16 protein-coding genes, 1 pseudogene and 1 other annotated feature are annotated in these 19,300 nt (G+C 41.2%); of the genes and pseudogenes, 10 read left to right on the top strand and 7 right to left on the bottom strand.

Annotation, left to right across the window (positions count from 1 at the left end; translation table 11 throughout):
* Positions 1-13: 13 nt before the first annotated feature.
* The 4 genes from ACLBWW_RS05335 (at position 14) to leuS (ending at position 6,071) form a co-directional block, all read left to right on the top strand.
* Positions 14-511, top strand: a complete 498-nt coding sequence (locus tag ACLBWW_RS05335; RefSeq protein WP_001026048.1) for a cation:proton antiporter regulatory subunit — start codon at positions 14-16, stop codon at positions 509-511.
* A 3-nt stretch (positions 512-514) separates the two neighbouring features.
* Positions 515-1,738 carry a cation:proton antiporter gene (locus ACLBWW_RS05330; protein ID WP_431123806.1) on the top strand — a complete coding sequence of 408 codons (1,224 nt, stop codon included), beginning with the start codon at positions 515-517 and terminating at the stop codon, positions 1,736-1,738.
* Between the two features lie 257 nt (positions 1,739-1,995).
* Positions 1,996-3,189 carry an MDR family MFS transporter gene (locus ACLBWW_RS05325; RefSeq protein ID WP_048540795.1) on the top strand — a complete coding sequence of 398 codons (1,194 nt, stop codon included), beginning with the start codon at positions 1,996-1,998 and terminating at the stop codon, positions 3,187-3,189.
* A 188-nt stretch (positions 3,190-3,377) separates the two neighbouring features.
* Positions 3,378-3,597: a binding site (T-box leader), on the top strand.
* A gap of 65 nt (positions 3,598-3,662) precedes the next feature.
* A complete protein-coding gene (gene leuS, locus ACLBWW_RS05320; protein ID WP_447613928.1) occupies positions 3,663-6,071 on the top strand; it encodes a leucine--tRNA ligase in 2,409 nt (802 codons plus the stop codon).
* 27 nt (positions 6,072-6,098) lie between these two features.
* Here leuS and ACLBWW_RS05315 read toward each other — a convergent pair.
* Positions 6,099-6,179: pseudogene (locus ACLBWW_RS05315) on the bottom strand (GNAT family N-acetyltransferase); the annotation flags it as partial.
* A 95-nt stretch (positions 6,180-6,274) separates the two neighbouring features.
* Here ACLBWW_RS05315 and ACLBWW_RS05310 point away from each other — a divergent pair.
* Positions 6,275-7,327: a hypothetical protein gene (locus tag ACLBWW_RS05310; RefSeq protein WP_447613927.1), complete on the top strand. Its 1,053-nt coding sequence runs from the start codon at positions 6,275-6,277 to the stop codon at positions 7,325-7,327.
* A 44-nt stretch (positions 7,328-7,371) separates the two neighbouring features.
* On the opposite strand, the gene ACLBWW_RS05305 is transcribed toward ACLBWW_RS05310, so the two are convergent.
* The 5 genes from ACLBWW_RS05305 to ACLBWW_RS05285 form a co-directional block, all read right to left on the bottom strand.
* Positions 7,372-7,794: a pyrophosphohydrolase domain-containing protein gene (locus ACLBWW_RS05305; protein ID WP_048540789.1), complete on the bottom strand. Its 423-nt coding sequence runs from the start codon at positions 7,792-7,794 to the stop codon at positions 7,372-7,374.
* Between the two features lie 188 nt (positions 7,795-7,982).
* Positions 7,983-8,168, bottom strand: a complete 186-nt coding sequence (locus ACLBWW_RS05300; protein ID WP_000038782.1) for a hypothetical protein — start codon at positions 8,166-8,168, stop codon at positions 7,983-7,985.
* A gap of 90 nt (positions 8,169-8,258) precedes the next feature.
* Positions 8,259-9,338 (bottom strand): Ger(x)C family spore germination protein, encoded by a 1,080-nt coding sequence (locus tag ACLBWW_RS05295; protein WP_048540787.1) that lies wholly within the window; start codon positions 9,336-9,338, stop codon positions 8,259-8,261.
* Positions 9,314-10,408: a spore germination protein gene (locus tag ACLBWW_RS05290; RefSeq protein ID WP_098633401.1), complete on the bottom strand. Its 1,095-nt coding sequence runs from the start codon at positions 10,406-10,408 to the stop codon at positions 9,314-9,316. Before ACLBWW_RS05290 ends, ACLBWW_RS05295 begins: the two co-directional genes overlap by 25 nt.
* Positions 10,409-10,424: 16 nt before the next feature.
* Positions 10,425-12,587, bottom strand: coding sequence for a spore germination protein (locus ACLBWW_RS05285; protein ID WP_447613926.1), 2,163 nt, complete (start codon positions 12,585-12,587; stop codon positions 10,425-10,427).
* Between the two features lie 155 nt (positions 12,588-12,742).
* Between ACLBWW_RS05285 and ACLBWW_RS05280 the strand changes: the two genes are divergently transcribed.
* Positions 12,743-13,867: a homoserine O-acetyltransferase family protein gene (locus tag ACLBWW_RS05280; RefSeq protein WP_048540783.1), complete on the top strand. Its 1,125-nt coding sequence runs from the start codon at positions 12,743-12,745 to the stop codon at positions 13,865-13,867.
* Between the two features lie 49 nt (positions 13,868-13,916).
* Here the strand turns inward: ACLBWW_RS05280 and ACLBWW_RS05275 are convergent, their stop codons facing one another.
* Positions 13,917-14,099: a hypothetical protein gene (locus ACLBWW_RS05275; protein WP_000171896.1), complete on the bottom strand. Its 183-nt coding sequence runs from the start codon at positions 14,097-14,099 to the stop codon at positions 13,917-13,919.
* A gap of 199 nt (positions 14,100-14,298) precedes the next feature.
* Here ACLBWW_RS05275 and ACLBWW_RS05270 point away from each other — a divergent pair, with 199 nt between their 5' ends.
* The 4 genes from ACLBWW_RS05270 to ACLBWW_RS05255 all read left to right on the top strand — a co-directional run bounded on the left by ACLBWW_RS05270 (position 14,299) and on the right by ACLBWW_RS05255 (position 19,283).
* Positions 14,299-14,604 (top strand): rhodanese-like domain-containing protein, encoded by a 306-nt coding sequence (locus ACLBWW_RS05270; protein ID WP_000141210.1) that lies wholly within the window; start codon positions 14,299-14,301, stop codon positions 14,602-14,604.
* A gap of 77 nt (positions 14,605-14,681) precedes the next feature.
* Complete coding sequence (locus tag ACLBWW_RS05265) at positions 14,682-14,906, top strand: spore germination protein (RefSeq protein ID WP_000512462.1); 225 nt, start codon at positions 14,682-14,684, stop codon at positions 14,904-14,906.
* A gap of 20 nt (positions 14,907-14,926) precedes the next feature.
* Positions 14,927-15,250 (top strand): hypothetical protein, encoded by a 324-nt coding sequence (locus ACLBWW_RS05260; protein ID WP_001110863.1) that lies wholly within the window; start codon positions 14,927-14,929, stop codon positions 15,248-15,250.
* Positions 15,251-15,371: 121 nt separating this feature from the next.
* Positions 15,372-19,283 carry a BclA-related collagen-like exosporium protein gene (locus ACLBWW_RS05255; protein WP_447613925.1) on the top strand — a complete coding sequence of 1,304 codons (3,912 nt, stop codon included), beginning with the start codon at positions 15,372-15,374 and terminating at the stop codon, positions 19,281-19,283.
* The last annotated feature ends 17 nt before the right edge of the window (positions 19,284-19,300 follow it).

Genomic DNA, 19,300 nt, shown 5'->3' with positions numbered 1-19,300 from the left:
AGGAGGCGGGAATATGAATATTAGAGAGAGTGAATTACCGGGCATTGGATGTAAATTTGAAGTGATAACAAAAGGTAATGAAAAGATGGTTATCGTTATTCATGATGATGGCCGAAGAGAAATGTATCATTTTGATGCGGATCATGATGAGAGTATTTCAAGCATTTCTCTGCGTGATTCTGAAGCGAGACAAATTGCAGCTATATTGGGCGGAATGGTATATAGACCACAAGCGTTAGATACAATTGAAATGGCTTTTGAAGGATTATCAATTGAATGGTTTAAGGTGGAAAATAATGCACCAGTAGTACAACAAACAATTGGTAGCTTACATGTCAGAAAAACATATAACGTAACGATTATTGCTATTTTGAAAAAGAATATGAAGAAATTCTTTAATCCAGGTCCAGACTCTATTATTGAAGCTGGCGATATGCTCGTATTGTCGGGCGAAAGACATGAAGTGAAAAGAATTATTAATGAATTGCTTTCAGCAGGAGGTGATTCCTAATCGATGGATACTTTAATCTTTGAAGTTGGAACTGCGTTAGTATTAGTAGCTTTTGCAGCTATCCTCGCTGCGAAGTTAAAGTTCTCGATTATTCCGTTTCTCATTATACTCGGTATGTTAGTGGGGCCTCATGCCCCAGATTTAGGACTTATCGATTTAAGGTTTATTGAAAGCGGAGAAGTTATTTCCTTCCTCGGCCGTGTTGGCGTCATATTCCTCTTATTCTACTTAGGTTTAGAATTCTCAATAAAAAAATTAATTAAATCAGGAAAGTCGATTGCTTTTGGGGGTAGTGTTCATATATCGCTTAATTTCATATTAGGTTTACTTTATGGATATGTTATGGGCTTCCCTTTATTAGAAACGTTAATTATTGCTGGAATCATTACAATTTCATCGAGTGCAATTGTTGCGAAAGTAATTGTTGATTTAAGAAGATCTGGTAATAAAGAGACTGAATTAATATTAGGAATCATTATGTTTGATGATATCTTTTTAGCTGTATATTTATCAGTCGTTTCAGGGTTAGTACTCGGTGGTGCAACATCATTTGTAGGTGCTCTTACATCGGTGTTAATCGCGGTAGGGTATATGCTACTATTCTTTGTAATCGCTAGAAAAGCTACGCCGTTTCTAAATAAAGTATTAGATATTTCGTCAAATGAAATTTTTATTATCTTAATATTCGCTATTTTATTCTTTGTAGCAGGATTTTCAGAAACGATTCATGTTGCTGAGGCAATTGGAGCATTATTGTTAGGACTCGTCTTTTCTGAAACAGAGCATAGTGATCGGATTGAGCATCTCGTCGTTCCATTTCGTGACTTCTTTGGAGCCATATTCTTTTTCAGTTTCGGTTTAAGTATAGATCCGTTTTCACTTGGAGGAGCAGTGTGGTTGGCATTAGGAGCAGTTTTCATTACGCTCATCGGTAATTTTACAGCTGGAATGATGGCGGGACGTAAAGCCGGGTTATCGCATAAGGCTTCTACGAATATCGGTTTAACCCTCGTATCACGCGGAGAGTTCTCCATTATTGTAGCCAATATCGGCATTGCGGGTGGTTTAATGGCAACGATTAAACCGTTCTCTGCACTGTACGTTTTAATATTAGCATCGTTAGGACCGTTATTAACGAAGGAGTCTGGGAGAATATACTCTCTACTAGATAAAATATTTAAATGGAGTGCGAAAGAACGTGCGAAGCGAGAAAAAGAAGTTGGATAGTATAAATAAGGGGGAGACTGCATGAACTTTATGCAGTCTTCCTTTTTTATATATTGTTGTTGATGTCGTTTTTTGTCGGTAAGTCGATAGATTCCCAAAATCACTGATATATTTTTAAGTGACAATTTATATAATTTCATTTACCGAAAAACCATTATCTGAATTTCATCAACTATTAATCAGTTGCCTTCCTATTTAAAAACGACTACAATTTTACTGTTATAGATGAACGAAAAAATAGAATAGGAGGGGAGACTATGCCAAGGAAAGTATGGCTATTAGTAGCTGGGATGATTATTAATGTCACGGGTGCTTCTTTTTTATGGCCTTTTAATACAATTTATTTGCATGATCACCTAGGGAAATCTTTATCTGTGGCCGGAATGGTATTAATGATCAACTCGCTTACTGGTGTAATCGGAAACTTGCTCGGCGGTGTTTTATTTGATAAATGGGGCGGTTATAAATCAATTTTATTAGGGATTATTATTACACTCGTATCGATTTTAGGTCTTGTGTTCTTCCACGGTTGGCCGTTATATGTTGTGTGGCTAGCATTAATCGGCTTTGGTTCTGGAATGGTCTTCCCATCGATGTATGCGATGGTCGGTACGGTTTGGCCAGAGGGCGGAAGACGAGCATTTAATGCGATGTATGTTGGACAAAACGTTGGTATTGCGATCGGAACAGCGTGCGGTGGTTTAGTTGCATCTTACCGTTTTGATTATATTTTCTTAGCTAATTTTATTTTATACTTTGTTTTCTTCTTAATTGCTTTTATTGGATTCCGTGGTATGGAAGACAAGAAAGAGCCAGGAGTGCAAAAAGAAATCGAAACGAAAAAAGGTTGGTCGCTTACACCTGGATTCAAAGCACTTCTTATCGTATGTGTAGCATATGCTTTATGCTGGGTTACATATGTACAGTGGCAAGGGGCGATTGCAACGCATATGCAAGAATTAAACATTAGTCTTCGTCACTATAGTTTATTGTGGACGATAAACGGAGCGATGATTGTTTGTGCGCAGCCGCTAGTTAGTATGTTAATTCGCTGGATGAAGCGTTCTTTAAAACAACAAATTATGATTGGAATCATCATTTTTGCGGCGTCATTCATTGTATTAAGTCAAGCGCAGCAATTTACGATGTTCCTCGTTGCGATGGTAACATTAACAATTGGTGAATTATTCGTATGGCCAGCAGTTCCGACCATTGCAAATATACTTGCGCCAAAAGATAAGTTAGGGTTTTATCAAGGGGTTGTAAATAGCGCGGCGACTGTAGGGAAAATGTTCGGACCGGTCGTTGGCGGAGCGATTGTTGATTTATACAATATGGAAGTATTGTTTATAGCAATCATGGTAATGCTTGTAGTAGCGATTATTGCAACGAGCATGTATGATAAACGAGTAAAAGTAGAAGAAACAGTAGAAGAAAAAATTGCAGTTTAGTTTGACGGAACATGTAACATGTTTTAGAATATATTTAAATAAAACAACCTTTGGAACAAGGGAGATAGCTCGGCTGTCCTAAGACAAATTCGTTAGTTAGTAAGAGTAACGATTAACCGAGAAGCCTTAGCTTCAAGTAAGCTCTTTAGAGATACGAAGTGGTGGGTAGTTCACATTAACTCATATTTGTAATAACAGTGAGAAGGAGTAGTAGTAATAGAAGCTGGTTTAGAGAGTTGACGGTCGGTGCAAGTCAATCCACGTTTCGTTATGAACTCGCCTTTGAGTTGCAGTTGTGAAACTAGTAGTAGCAATTGCCGTTAATCCACGTTACGGATCTAAGCGAATGTATATTTGTACATTAATTTAGGGTGGTACCGCGGGAATCTATAACCTCTCGTCCCTTTCTAGGGATGAGAGGTTTTTTGTATTTTAGGCGGTGAAAATAAATAGAATTTCAAGGAGGGTATCTCATGAGCTTTAATCATCAAGACATTGAGAAGAAGTGGCAAGGGTACTGGGAAGAGAATAAAACATTCCGTACGCCAGATGAGACAGAAAAACCAAAATTTTATGCACTAGATATGTTCCCATATCCATCAGGTGCAGGCCTACACGTAGGACATCCAGAAGGTTATACAGCGACAGATATTTTATCTCGTATGAAGCGTATGCAAGGATATAACGTTCTTCATCCAATGGGATGGGATGCATTCGGTCTTCCAGCAGAGCAATATGCACTTGATACTGGAAACAGCCCAGCTGAATTTACAGAGCTTAATATTAATACGTTCCGTAATCAAATTAAAGCATTAGGCTTCTCTTACGATTGGGATCGTGAAGTAAATACAACAGATCCAAACTACTACAAGTGGACACAATGGATTTTCCTAAAACTATTTGAAAAAGGTTTAGCTTACGTTGATGAAGTACCTGTAAACTGGTGCCCAGCACTTGGTACAGTACTTGCAAATGAAGAAATCATTGACGGTAAGAGTGAGCGCGGTGGACATCCAGTTGAGCGTCGTCCGATGAGACAGTGGATGTTAAAAATTACAGCTTACGGAGATCGTCTATTAGAAGATCTAGATGAGCTTGATTGGCCAGAAAGCTTAAAAGATATGCAACGTAACTGGATCGGTCGTTCTGAAGGTGCAGAAGTACACTTCAACATCGATGGTACAGACGAGAAATTCACAGTTTTCACAACGCGTCCTGATACACTATTTGGTGCGAGCTACTGTGTACTTGCCCCAGAGCATGCGCTTGTTGCTGACATTACAACAGCAGAGCAAAAAGAAGCTGTAGAAGCTTACATTAACTCTGTTAAAATGAAGAGTGACCTAGAGCGTACAGAACTTGCGAAAGAAAAAACTGGTGTATTCACTGGTGCTTACGCAGTTAGCCCAGTAAATGGTGAGAAATTACCAATCTGGATCGCTGACTATGTTCTTGCAACTTACGGAACAGGTGCTGTAATGGCAGTTCCCGCTCATGATGAGCGTGACTATGAATTCGCATCAACGTTCAATCTTCCAATGAAGGAAGTTGTAAAAGGCGGAGACATTACGAAAGAAGCATACACAGGTGATGGTGCGCACGTAAACTCAGCATTCCTTGATGGTTTAAATAAAGAAGAAGCAATCGTAAAAATGATTGAATGGCTTGAAGTAACGAGCGCAGGAAATCAAAAAGTAACGTACCGTCTACGTGACTGGTTATTCAGCCGTCAACGTTACTGGGGTGAGCCAATTCCAGTAATCCACTGGGAAGATGGCACAATGACAGCTGTGAAAGAAGAAGAATTACCATTAGTTCTTCCTAAAACAGAAAACATCCGTCCTTCAGGTACAGGTGAATCACCACTTGCTAACATTGACGAGTGGGTAAACGTTGTTGATCCTGAAACTGGTAAAAAAGGTCGTCGTGAAACGAACACAATGCCACAATGGGCTGGTAGCTGCTGGTATTACCTACGTTACATCGATCCAAACAATAGCGAAGCGCTTGTAGATCCTGAAAAAGTAAAACAATGGCTTCCAGTTGATATTTATATCGGCGGAGCGGAGCACGCTGTACTTCATTTACTATATGCTCGTTTCTGGCACAAAGTATTATACGATATCGGTGTAGTTCCAACGAAAGAGCCGTTCCAACAATTATTCAACCAAGGTATGATTCTAGGTGAAAACAACGAGAAAATGAGTAAATCAAAAGGTAACGTTGTAAACCCTGATGATATCGTAGCAAGCCATGGTGCAGATACACTTCGTCTATACGAAATGTTCATGGGACCATTAGATGCTTCGATTGCTTGGTCTGAAAATGGTCTTGACGGAGCTCGTCGTTTCCTAGATCGCGTATGGCGTCTATTCATTCAAGATAATGGTGAATTAAGTGAGAAAATTACTGATGCACCAAATAAAGAGCTTGAAAAAGCTTACCACCAAACAGTGAAGAAAGTAACAGAAGACTATGCAGAGCTTCGCTTCAACACAGCGATTTCTCAAATGATGGTATTCATCAACGATGCATATAAAGCTGAAACACTTCCGAAAGAATATGTAGAAGGTTTCGTAAAAATGATTGCACCAGTTGCACCTCACATCGGGGAAGAACTATGGAGCAAACTTGGATACAATGAAACAATCACATATGCAAGCTGGCCAACATTTGATGAGTCTAAACTTGTAGAAGATGAAGTTGAAATCGTTGTTCAAATTATGGGCAAAGTTCGCGCGAAACTAACAATGAGTAAAGACGCATCAAAAGAAGAAATGGAACAACTTGCACTTGAAGCAATTCAAGACCAAATCGAAGGAAAAACAGTTCGTAAAGTAATTGTAGTTCCTGGAAAACTTGTTAACGTTGTTGCAAACTAATTCATTCTAAATAAAAGCTCAGAGTATTTATACTCTGAGCTTTTTTGTGTAGAAAATAATTTCTGGATCACCTTCATCCAAGTTTTCAACTATTCCACTACGTACAAATAAAAGAGCGGAATTCCAATACAGACAAACACCTATTTTTCTATAGGAAATATGATAAAAAAGGTAGGCTAAATTGAGAAGAAGAGGTGAAAGGAATGAAAGGGATGGACAATAATGCACCACATGGCTTCTTCGGAGGCGAATCGGACAGTTATACACAAATGATGTTAATGGGAGGAGCTGGCCAACAAGGGTACGGTGGAATTCCGAGCTGGATGGGTGGAGGAGCAGGAGGATTTCCAACATCGGTAGCGGGCATGCAAACTGGAATGCCTACATTAATGGGAGGGTTTTCGACATCAGGGGCTGGAATGCCTACAGTAACAGGAGGATTTCCGACATCAGTAGCTGGCGTACAGACAGGAATTCCAGTAGGAGTACCAACTACATTTCCTTCTTTCGTTGGAGGAGTGCAGACAGGATTTCCGGTACCGGGAGTAGGTGTTGTAGCAGGTGGAGTAGGTGGTTATCCACAAGGTGTTCACGGACACCATGTACATCACCATCACCAAGGCCAACAAGGTCATCATGTACATCACCATCACCAAGGCCAACACGGTCATCATGGACATCACCACCATCAAGGCCAACAAGGTCATCATGGACATCATCACCATCAAGGCCAACACGGTCATCATGGACATCACCACCATCAAGGTCAACATAGTCATCATGGACACCATCATCACCAAGGCCAACAAGGTCAGCACGGTCATCATCATCACCAAGGTCAATACGGCCATCAACAACAAGTACATCACCACGGACACCATCATATATATCCACAGGCTGTTCTTTATCAAACGCATCAAGGCCAGCACGGTCATCAAGGTCACCACGGTCATCAAGGTCACCACGGTCATCAAGGTCACCACGGTCATCAAGGTCACCACGGTCATCAAGGTCATCAAGGTCATCAAGGTCAACAAGGTCACCACGGTCAACAAGGTCAACAAGGTCATCAAGGTCACCACGGTCACCAAGGCCAACATGGTCAACAGCACCAACAGCACCAACAATATCAACAATATCAACAGCAACAATCTTCTCCTTGGACAGGTGGAATTGGAGCAGGAGGAGCAGGAGCAGCAGCAGGAGCGGCTAGCATTAGTGGAGCAGCAGGGCACGCTGGACACGTGGGTCATTAATGAATTGCAGAAAAAAAGACATAATAAAAAACTGCTAGGAAATCCTAGCAGTTTTTTTCAGCTTCTTGGCGCTGGCGTTCGATTTCAGCACGAAGTTGTGGTTCTGGTGCTTGCCAGCCTTCTGGTTTTAGAATTTTGCCGTCCCCTTCACGGAATCGAGGTTTTCCGTCAGGGAATAGTTTTGCCATGTTTGCGTTATTTACAATTTCGAATCCTTTATCAGGACGTACGCCCATTTCGGCAAACGTTCCGAATGCAAAGTAAATAAGGTCAATTAGTGCATCATATTGATCTTCAACAGTCGTTGCTTCTAGAAATTCTTCTAGCTCTTCTTGCATAAAGCTAGCACGAATTTTTGCACGTTCTTCTGTTAATTTCGTTGGAGTATTTGTCACAGGGTGTCCGAACTCTTCATGCATTTTTGCAACAAGTTCGTATCCTTTATCTAAACCTTTTTCGTTTATCATGTTGTTTCATCCTTTCTCGCTTTGTGCCGAATCTCATTGTAACATAAGGTGATTATGAAATGAAAAAGGACTGTTCAAAAGTTTCATCTTTTAGTTAAGATAGGGAAAGATTATATCGACTAAACGACAAAACATAACCCATTATAAAAGAAAGCCATCCCGGAATACTTTTGGGACGGCCTTGCTCGTTATTTTTCTTCTTTTATTAAAATGGATAAAATAAGATCGATGCCAAACATACCAACGAGCAACATTGGAATAACGACAAGTAAATAACGTGTGAAGGAAACATTTTTTAAGTATGTATGAGCAAATAAAAAGACGCCGAGAAATAAAATACCATTTAAAATAGGCTTTACTAATTTTTTAGACATAAGCTCCCCCGTAAATATCTTCTCTCTCTATCTAAAATAAAAACTCCTCTATCCGTTGTATCATGCTGGAGAGAGGAGTTCAATCATTTCTCATTCGATTACACCAGAATTTGTAATATTAACGGTGTATTTTACTTTAATTGGTACATCTTTGTACATTTTTCGCCACTCTTCTAATTTAAATGGACGATAATGTTGTCTATATTTTGCTCCAAGTCCAAGAGGGTCAACATTTAAGGATTTAAACTGTTTAATTAGTTTTGTAGCTTTTGCATCTAACTGTTTCTCAACCGCTTTCGCTATTTTTTGCGTGTTCTTTTTATTTTCTAAGTTGAATTTTCGAGATAATTCTTGAATACGAGCTTCCATTTTTACATGAATATAGAAAGAAGGTTTTCCATTTTTTATAGTTACTTCGTATGTAGGAATGGAATGGATGTTATTAATCATTGCATAGCCAGGATTGGTTTTAAATTCATGTGAATCTAGGCGGTGCTTTTCTAGCAGTCCTTTGAAAACGAACATATCGTGATACTTAATTGTTCCGACCAACTTATCCTTTTTCAAGAGACCGATACCAGTAATCTTTATTTTATCTCCATGTTTTTTTAGGATAGGCATATAGGAATCTTGTCCTTCACGGTAGTACCTGAAGGCGCCTAAATACAAATTGTCAGTTGGCAAAGGCCCAGTGTCCATATTATGTTCTAACATTTTTTTTATATAAATCGCAACATTGTAAGAGGTACTATATTTTCCTTTAAATAGTTCAGTACCACTGCCTTCTAATAGTCCAACATACAGTGAGTTACCAATATTCACATCACGAATCAATGTATCAAAGGAAGTTGATAATCCTTTTTTAGCAATCTTTGTTGTGAATAAGGCAACACGCATTTGACCGCTTGCGAACGGTTGCGAAGATTCTAAAGATGTATCTGCCTTTACTTGTTTTACTGCGTTTCCTGTTCCTTCATAGACTTGAACTTTATTTCCCTTTTTTTGTACGGGGCAAACGAATGTAACTTTTACTTTATTATCTTTTGCTGTATCGAAGGCAGTGCCTTGAATGAGCTGAACGTCATCAATAATATTTTTTTGTAAGCAACCAGTTAGACTGAAGATACTGATGCAAGTAAGAATTATTAATTTTCTTTTGGTTTTTTCCATTTTTTTTTCACCCACACAATAATAAATAGAATTGGGATGTATACATATATAAGCCAAAAACTAACTTTAGATACATTGCTAATAAAATCATTAATATCATGCCTGTTCGTTAAAAGTTGTGAAACAACTAAAGTGATAAGCATAAATGCGATCAAAATACCTCGTTGCTTCACACGAAAGATTTCATGAGTTCCTCTAGTTGCAGCCCATAAAGGTAGAATAAAGCTGGTAATAATAACGAGAGCATAACCGGAAATAGCGATATACTCAAGTCGCTCTATAAAAGGAAGCTTAATAACTTGTGTCATGGACAGCTGAGACCAAATAGTTTTGAGTAATTGTTTTTCGCTAAAGAATGTAAAAGCGAGAATGGTACTAAATAAATATAAAATATTGGAAAATAATGCCCCATATTGCGCAAATTTATGGGATTTCTCTGGCTCTTTAACAAATGGATAAATCATAAGGAAAATTTCAAATCCTGTCATACTATAAATAGATAGTTGAGCTGCTTTCAAAATATCTGTAAAAGAATGTGAAAATATTGGAAGTAAGTTATCCCAATGTGAGAATTTCAAAATGAAAAGACTTAGAAAAAGATAACCTAATGTTCCACCAACAGAAATAACACAAATTCCTGCAATGACACGGAAGCCTGATGAAATAATGTAATAACTTATTAAACATAAAAAGAATGTGAGCATCCAGGTGGATGCACTAGGAAACATCCATACTTGAATAATTTCGACATATGTTCTAACAACAGAAATGCTTACAATGAAAAAATAAGCCATAAAAATGATATTAATACCATTTCCGATCCATTTTCCAAAAAGTTGTTTATGTAAATCAATTAAGTTTCCTTCTACAGTTTTTAATGAATAATACATCATCCAGATGATAATATGAATAATGATCCCTGTGAGGAGAACCCCTATCCAGCCGTCGTATCCAGCAGCTTTTGCAATAATTCGAGCGAAGCCAAGAACGCCAGCTCCAAACTGTGCACCGTGAATTAAGAAGAAGACAAAGACAGGAGATATTTGATATTTTTCTTGAACTTTACTCATCGATGCACCTCATTCCTTAATCATCAAAATCCGATCTATGTTTTGTTGAAATTCCTTTTGCTGATTTTTTTACATGTTGTGGCCTCGCTTGTACATCCCTTGTATCAATCATCGTTAAAGGAAAACGAATCCAAGAGTCCTTAACCGACTGTTGTCTCGTTGGATAAAACAAAGCGTAAGGCTTACGTAAGGAAGTAAGCCTGAATAGATGAGTAAATAAGAAGATAAATCCAAGGGAAATCCCGAACAATCCGCCTATTTCTGCAAACATAAGAAATGGAAAGCGTAGTAATCGAACTGCATTACCCATTTTATAAATAGGTGTAATAAAGGAAGCGAGTGCTGATAAGGCAACGATAATTAATAAAATATTACTCGTTAAGCCAGCTTGTACAGATGCTTGCCCAATTACGATACCGCCTACAATCCCGAGTGTTTGACCAACTTTCATCGGTAACCTCGCGCCAGCTTCTCTCAATAAGTCGATTGCAAGTTCTAAAAAGAGTGCTTCAATTAAAGGTGGAAACGGTACTTGTGCCCTTGATAAAATCAAAGTTTCAAGTAAATCACTTGGAATAAGTTCATAATGATAATTTAAAACTGCAACATATAGTGGTGTAGCACAGATTGAAAATAGAACAGCGATAAGGCGTAAAATGCGTGAAAATGTAGCGTATAGCCAAGAAACGTTATAGTCTTCTGGTGAAATGAAAAAATCGAAATAGGATACTGGCGTAAGTAGAACACTTGGAGAACCATCCACAAAAATAGCAATTTTCCCATCAATGAGTGCTTTTGTAACTCTATCAGTACGTTCTGTATTGATATAGAGAGGGAAAATCGACTTTTCACCCATTAGTTCTTGTATATAAGCACTATCATTGATTTGATCATATTCAAGAGCACGTAATGACTCCTCGAGAAAATCTACATTTTCTTTTTCAGCGAGGTTGTCTAAATACATCATGACAACTTTTGTTTTGGAAAACTCGCCAACAATCATTTCTTTTGTTTGTAAATCTAAAACAGGAAGGCGTTTTCGTACTAAATTAATATTCGTATCAATAGCTTCTACAAAGCCTTCTTGTGGACCGATAACTGTTGATTCATTTAATGGAGGGCTTGGTGCCCGATACGTATCAATTGCAATGTTTGCAAGCATACACTTTTGATCTTGCTGATTCAATTGAATAATCGCATGCCCCTTTAAAACCATGTCCTCAATTTTTTGTAAGTCGTTCGTAATTGTAATACCACTCATCGGAATATGTTCTTTTAGCTCTTCTAATGAAGTACAAGGTCGTTCTAACAGAATAGGCATTAAATATTTTTGTAATTTCTCTCCATCAAGTGAAGGACGATAGTAAGAAATCCAATAAGGCATCGTTTCATCATCAGATGTATGATAATTAACAAAATCGCTAGACTTTTTGAGTTTCTCTATTAAATCTTGTAGAGAATGAATACGGTCTTTTTCTGGTTTCGTAAAATCATAAATACTATTATTTCCAGAGTTTTGCTGCTGATCTTGACCCGAGTTACCTTGTTTAGAATGTTGTTGATTCTCATTCGAGTTGTCTTGTTTAGAATGTTGTTGCTGATTTTGATTCGAGCCGTTTTGTTTAGAGTTTTGTTGTTGATTCTGATTCGAGTCGTTTTGTTTAGAGTTTTGTTGTTGATTCTGATTCGAGTCGTTTTGTTTAGAGTTTTGTTGCTGATTTTGATTCGAGCCGTTTTGTTTAGAATTTCGTTGTTGATTCTGATTCGAGTCGTTTTGTTTAGAGTTTTGTTGTTGATTCTGATTCGAGTCGTTTTGTTTAGAGTTTTGTTGTTGATTCTCATTCGAGTTGTCTTGTTTAGAATGTTGTTGCTGACTTTGATTCGAGCCGTTTTGTTTAGAGTTTTGTTGTTGATTTTGATTCGAGCCGTTTTGTTTAGAGTTTTGTTGTTGATTCTGATTCGAGTTGTCTTGTTTAGCATGTTGTTGCTGCTGATCCTGAGAAGGCTCTTTGTGTTCCTCTTTTTTTTGCTCGCTATTGCTATCTTTATTATGTTTCATACTTCTAGTCTGTTCTTTGTTATCATTCTCTTGGTTGTTAGGCTGTTGCTCCGAGTTATCTGTTTCGTTTTTCTCTGTCGTATTTGATTTTTTTTTCTTACGTAGCCAATTCCAAATCATATGTATGCCCTCTTTGATTGTGTAATATAATGCTATTTTGTGGCTAATTTTGTATATTATTCATTTATTTATGAAAAGAAGGAGGAGATTAGTTTGCATAGAAAAAATCCTTTAGTAAGCAGCAGTTCATACTATGACGGGAAGAGGGCGAGTCTGTGCAATTTGTAAAAAAGGAAAAGTTTGTTTTAAGAGAGTTTACGTTTGAAAATGGTAGGGGAATTCCTGTTCAAATGGGGTATGAGACGTATGGTACTTTAAATAGAGAAAGGTCAAATGCGATTTTGGTATGCCATTATTTTAGTGCAACGAGTCACGCGGCAGGGAAATATACAGCGCATGATGAGGAGTCTGGCTGGTGGGATGGTTTAATTGGACCGGGAAAAGCAATTGATACAAATAAATATTTTGTTATATGTACTGATAATCTTTGTAATGTGCAGGTTAAGAACCCTTATGTGTTTACAACGGGACCGAAATCGATTCATCCGAAAACTGGAGATGAATATGCGATGGATTTTCCGGTTTTTACATTTCTTGATGTAGCTCGTGTGCAATATGAGTTAATAAAAGATATGGGAATCTCAAGGTTACATGCTGTAATGGGACCGTCAGCTGGTGGGATGATTGCGCAGCAATGGGCTGTTCATTATCCTCATATGGTAGAGCGGATGATTGGTGTTATTACGAACCCGCAAAATCCAATTATTACGTCGGTAAATGTAGCGCAAAATGCAATTGAGGCTATTCAACTGGATTCAAGTTGGAAGGGCGGGAAATATGGAGAAGAGCAGCCAATGAAGGGACTTCATTTAGCAAATAGAATGATGTTTATGAACGCATTTGATGAGCATTTTTATGAAACGACATTCCCTCGTAATAGTGTAGAGAAAGAACCTTATGAAACATTTGCTGCATTAACATCATTTGAGAAAGAAATAAATAAAGTGACATATAGAAGTATAGAGTTAGTAGATGCAAATTCGTGGATATACACTGCGAAAGCAGTTTTATTACATGATATTGCGCATGGATTTTTGTCTTTAGAAGAGGCGCTTTCTAACATAGAAGCAAATGTACTTATGATTCCGTGCAAACAAGATTTGCTTCAGCCGTCACGTTATAATTATAAAATGGTAGACATTTTGCAAAAACAAGGGAAGTATGCGGAAGTGTATGAGATAGAAAGTATAAATGGGCATATGGCAGGAGCGTTTGATATTCATTTATTTGAAAAGAAAGTTTATGAATTTTTAAATCGGAGAGTATCTAGTTTGGTGTAGAAAATAAATGGTGTGAAAAAGGTGCGATATATGTAGTAGGCACCTTTTTTTACATGATTTGTAGACGGAAAATATATGTGGCAATTGCTATACCGAAGAATGCGATACTAAGCAATAGAAATAAGAATGACATTTCTTGTGGTGATTTTATCTTTTTATTATTCTTCATACTAAGTGCAATAATTGCGGCGATTAAGAAAATGATGCCCGTAATGAAAAGAAAAAGTGTCATTTTCATTGGCTCCTTTCATAAAACAAGTATATTGAGGATACAATGCACGAGTTATGTTTGTAAAGAATAAGTTTTGCGAGAAAATTGAGAAATAAAATTTCCATTCTTTGCGTTCTTTCTTTCGCATGCTAAAATTGACTAGATATGCTTGTTTAAGGAAGAGACTAAAGGTTTTATTGTATATAAGGAGGAACGACATATGACAGAAGTTAAAACAATTACTACAGAAGAAGTGCAAGAGCGTTTAGAAAATGGAGAAACGTTATTTTTAGTAGACGTAAGGGAAGATGAAGAAGTAGCGGCAGGGAAAATTCCAGAAGCTGTACATATTAAAATGGGTGATATCCCAAATAAAGTAGATTTCTTTGATAAAGAGAATGAATATATCTTTATTTGTCGCTCGGGAATGCGCAGTGAAAATGTATGTCATTATTTAAATGAGCAAGGATTTAAAACAATGAACATGGTTGGCGGTATGCTTCAATATGAAGGTGAAACGAAATAAGTAGCTAAAAAAACTTGAAACGTGTTTGTTTCAAGTTTTTTTCTTTTGCATACAGTGTACAAAAGGGGGATAGGTAAATGGGGATTAACTTGCGGAAAGTAAAAATTATTAATAATACAGGGGCTGTTAATGTCGGTGACTGTTATGATATCTCACCTTTAGCTGTAGCAAAAATATATGCAGGTGCTGGAGGATCGAGTGCGGCTGTTTTTTTAAATGGGAAAAGGCAGCCAGAAGCGGTGATTCGAACATCAGTATTTCTTCCGCCATTAGCAACGAGTACACGTACATTAGGTTCGTAGAGGAAAGGTAGAGTGTAATTATGCCTGCTCATATAAAAGAGTTTGTTATTGTGAATAACACTGGGAATATATTTACTGGTGATAATTTGAGTGATACGTCATTTACTGCTACGAAATCGTATAGTGGCTCAATGGGGTGCACTTGGATCGACGTTGTTACAGTAATAGGGACGGAGACGAAGCTTTGTTTACAGCCGGGTGATTCGGTGACGACAACATATACAAGAGGTACTCCTGCCGGTACTGTAACAGGAACAAATATGGGGCAAAGTGTAAATGCATCGAGTATAGCACAAGCTGTCCCTAATACAGATAATATGGATTCAATTGCTGGACTCCCTTAAGGATTTAAGGGAGTTTTTATTATTTCAAATAAAAATAGTCTTTGAGTTTGTTTTTGTAAATACATATTAAGAAGAAGAGGTTTGTTTAATGTAAAAAAGATGGTGTGCAGGTGGTGAAAGTGTGAGAGAGCGCGATAAAAAACATTCATTAAACTCTAATTTCAGAATTTCACCAAATCTTATTGGTCCTACCTTTCCACCCGTTCCAACGGGATTTACTGGCATTGGGATTACTGGCCCAACCGGTCCACAAGGTCCGACTGGCCCTCAAGGACCAAGAGGATTACAAGGTCCAATGGGGGAGATGGGCCCTACAGGACCTCAAGGTGTGCAAGGGATACAAGGACCAGTTGGACCAATAGGTGCAACAGGACCAGAAGGACAGCAGGGGCCGCAAGGATTGAGGGGAGCACAAGGAGCAACTGGAGCGACAGGACCAGAAGGAGTGCAAGGGTTACAAGGTCCGATTGGTCCAACCGGAGCGACTGGGGCACAAGGTATACAAGGGATACAGGGGTTACAAGGTCCGATTGGAGCGACTGGACCTGAGGGACCTCAAGGAATTCAAGGTGTGCAAGGGGTACCAGGTGCAACAGGTCCACAAGGAATACAAGGGGCACAAGGGATACAAGGACCACAAGGACCAAGTGGAAATACAGGAGCAACGGGAGCGACTGGTCAGGGGATAACAGGTCCGACGGGAGTAACCGGTCCAACAGGGATCACTGGCCCATCAGGAGGACCTCCTGGTCCGACCGGGCCGACTGGTGCGACAGGTCCGGGTGGTGGACCGAGTGGAAGTACAGGAGCAACCGGAGCAACGGGAAATACTGGGGCTACAGGAAGTACAGGGGTAACAGGAGCAACGGGAAGTACAGGTCCGACTGGAAGCACGGGAGCACAGGGCTTGCAAGGAATACAAGGGGTTCAAGGGCCAATTGGACCAACAGGTCCAGAAGGTCCGCAGGGTATTCAAGGTATTCCTGGTCCGACGGGAGTAACTGGTGAACAAGGAATCCAAGGAGTTCAGGGTATTCAAGGGGCAACGGGAGCAACAGGGGATCAAGGTCCACAAGGTATACAGGGAGCTATAGGGCCTCAAGGTGTAACAGGGGCGACAGGAGATCAAGGTCCACAAGGTATACAAGGAGTACCGGGTCCAACAGGAGAAACGGGACCACAAGGAGTTCAAGGGATCCAAGGTCCGATGGGTGATATAGGACCAACAGGTCCAGAAGGCCCAGAGGGACTTCAGGGCCCGCAAGGAATACAAGGTGTGCCAGGGCCAGTTGGAGCAACGGGTCCAGAGGGTCCCCAGGGGATACAAGGTATTCAAGGACCGGTAGGAACAACAGGCCCACAAGGTCCACAAGGAATTCAGGGAATACAAGGTGTGCAAGGGATAACGGGAGCAACTGGAGTACAAGGAGCAACTGGGATTCAAGGGATACAAGGGGAAATAGGAGCAACGGGTCCAGAGGGGCCTCAAGGAGTGCAAGGTGCTCAAGGGGCGATAGGTCCAACAGGTCCAATGGGAGCACAGGGAGTACAAGGAGTTCAAGGAATTCAAGGGCCGACGGGAGCGCAAGGAGTGCAGGGGCCGCAGGGAATTCAAGGAATCCAAGGTCCGACGGGGGCAACAGGAGAAACGGGAGCAACTGGGGCGACAGGAGAAGGCACTACAGGCCCAACAGGGGTAACCGGTCCAACAGGGGTAACAGGCCCATCTGGAGGACCAGCAGGACCGACCGGCCCAACGGGGCCATCAGGTCCGGCGGGAGTAACAGGTCCATCTGGTGGACCACCTGGCCCGACAGGAGCAACCGGGGCGACAGGAGTAACAGGAGATACTGGGGCGACAGGCTCAACTGGAGTGACAGGAGCGACAGGAGAAACGGGAGCAACCGGAGTGACGGGTTTACAAGGTCCGCAAGGAATCCAAGGAGTGCAAGGAGAGATAGGTCCGACGGGTCCCCAAGGTGTTCAAGGTCCGCAAGGAATTCAAGGAGTAACGGGGTCCACTGGAGATCAAGGTCCGCAAGGGATTCAAGGCCCACAAGGCGACATAGGTCCAACCGGCCCACAAGGAATTCAAGGCCCACAAGGTTCTCAAGGAATCCAAGGAGCGACAGGGGGAACAGGAGCACAAGGCCCACAGGGAATCCAAGGTCCGCAAGGTGACATAGGTCCGACTGGGCCACAAGGAGCAACTGGAATCCAAGGGATACAAGGAGAGATAGGTCCAACCGGTCCAGAAGGCCCAGAGGGACTTCAGGGCCCGCAAGGAATACAAGGTGTTCAAGGGCCAGTTGGAGCAACGGGTCCAGAGGGGCCTCAGGGGATACAAGGCATTCAAGGACCGGTAGGAGCAACAGGCCCACAAGGTCCACAAGGAATTCAGGGAATACAAGGTGTGCAAGGGATAACGGGAGCAACTGGAGCACAAGGAGCAACTGGAATTCAAGGGATACAAGGGGAAATAGGAGCAACAGGTCCAGAGGGGCCCCAAGGAATGCAAGGTGTACAAGGAGAGATAGGTCCAACAGGTCCGATGGGGCCACAAGGAGTGCAAGGAGTACAAGGAATTCAAGGAGCGACGGGCGCACAAGGAGTGCAAGGTCCACAAGGAATTCAAGGAATCCAAGGTCCGACGGGGGCAACAGGAGATACGGGAGCAACAGGTGCGACAGGGGAAGGGACTACAGGCCCAACAGGAGTAACCGGTCCAACAGGGGTAACAGGCCCATCTGGAGGACCAGCAGGACCGACCGGCCCAACGGGGCCATCAGGTCCGGCGGGAGTAACAGGTCCATCTGGTGGACCACCTGGCCCGACAGGAGCAACAGGTGCGACAGGAGTAACAGGAGATACCGGGGCGACAGGCTCAACTGGATTGACAGGAGCGACAGGAGAAACGGGAGCAACCGGAGTGACGGGTTTACAGGGTCCGCAAGGAATCCAAGGTGTTCAAGGAGAGATAGGTCCAACCGGTCCACAGGGTATTCAAGGTCCCCAAGGAATCCAAGGAGTAACGGGGACAACAGGAGCACAAGGTCCCCAAGGAATTCAAGGCCCACAAGGCGACATAGGTCCAACCGGCCCACAAGGAATTCAAGGTCCACAAGGTCCTCAAGGAATCCAAGGAGCGACGGGGGTAACAGGAGCACAAGGCCCACAGGGAATCCAAGGTCCGCAAGGTGACATAGGTCCGACCGGCCCACAAGGCCCAACTGGAATCCAAGGAATTCAAGGCCCGCAAGGAATTCAAGGTCCAACGGGAGCTACAGGAGCAACCGGAGCGACAGGTCCCCAAGGAATTCAAGGCCCCCAAGGAATTCAAGGCCCGCAAGGAATTCAAGGTCCAACGGGAGCTACAGGAGCAACCGGAGCGACAGGTCCCCAAGGAATTCAAGGCCCACAAGGAATTCAAGGCCCGCAAGGAATTCAAGGTTCAACGGGAGCTACAGGAGCAACCGGAGCGACAGGTCCCCAAGGAATTCAAGGCCCGCAAGGAATCCAAGGTCCAACGGGGGCAACAGGAGCAACCGGTTCACAAGGTCCAACTGGAGATACAGGTCCCACCGGAGCTGGAGCCACTGGGGCGACCGGGGCGACTGGAGTTAGTACAACTGCAACGTATGCATTTGCGAATAATACATCAGGAACCGCTATTTCCGTTTTATTAGGTGGTACAAATGTACCATTACCGAACAATCAAAATATTGGACCAGGAATTACCGTTAGCGGAGGAAATACCGTATTTACGGTTGCGAATGCGGGGAATTACTATATAGCTTATACAATAAATTTAACAGCCTCTTTACTTGTAAGTTCTCGTATAACTGTAAATGGCAGTCCGCTTGCAGGAACAATAAATTCACCAGCAATAGCTACAGGTTCATTTAATGCGACAATCATTGCTAATTTGCCTGCTGGAGCTGCTGTTAGTCTGCAGTTATTTGGATTAGTTGCAATAGCTACATTATCTACGACAACGCCAGGAGCTACGCTAACTATTATTAGGTTAAGTTAATAGGGAGAAAACCTTGG

The organism is Bacillus sp. M5A3_1b (assembly GCF_053345335.1).
The sequence above is the reverse complement of the archived record's forward strand: the minus strand, read 5'-3'. Positions and strand labels throughout refer to the sequence as shown.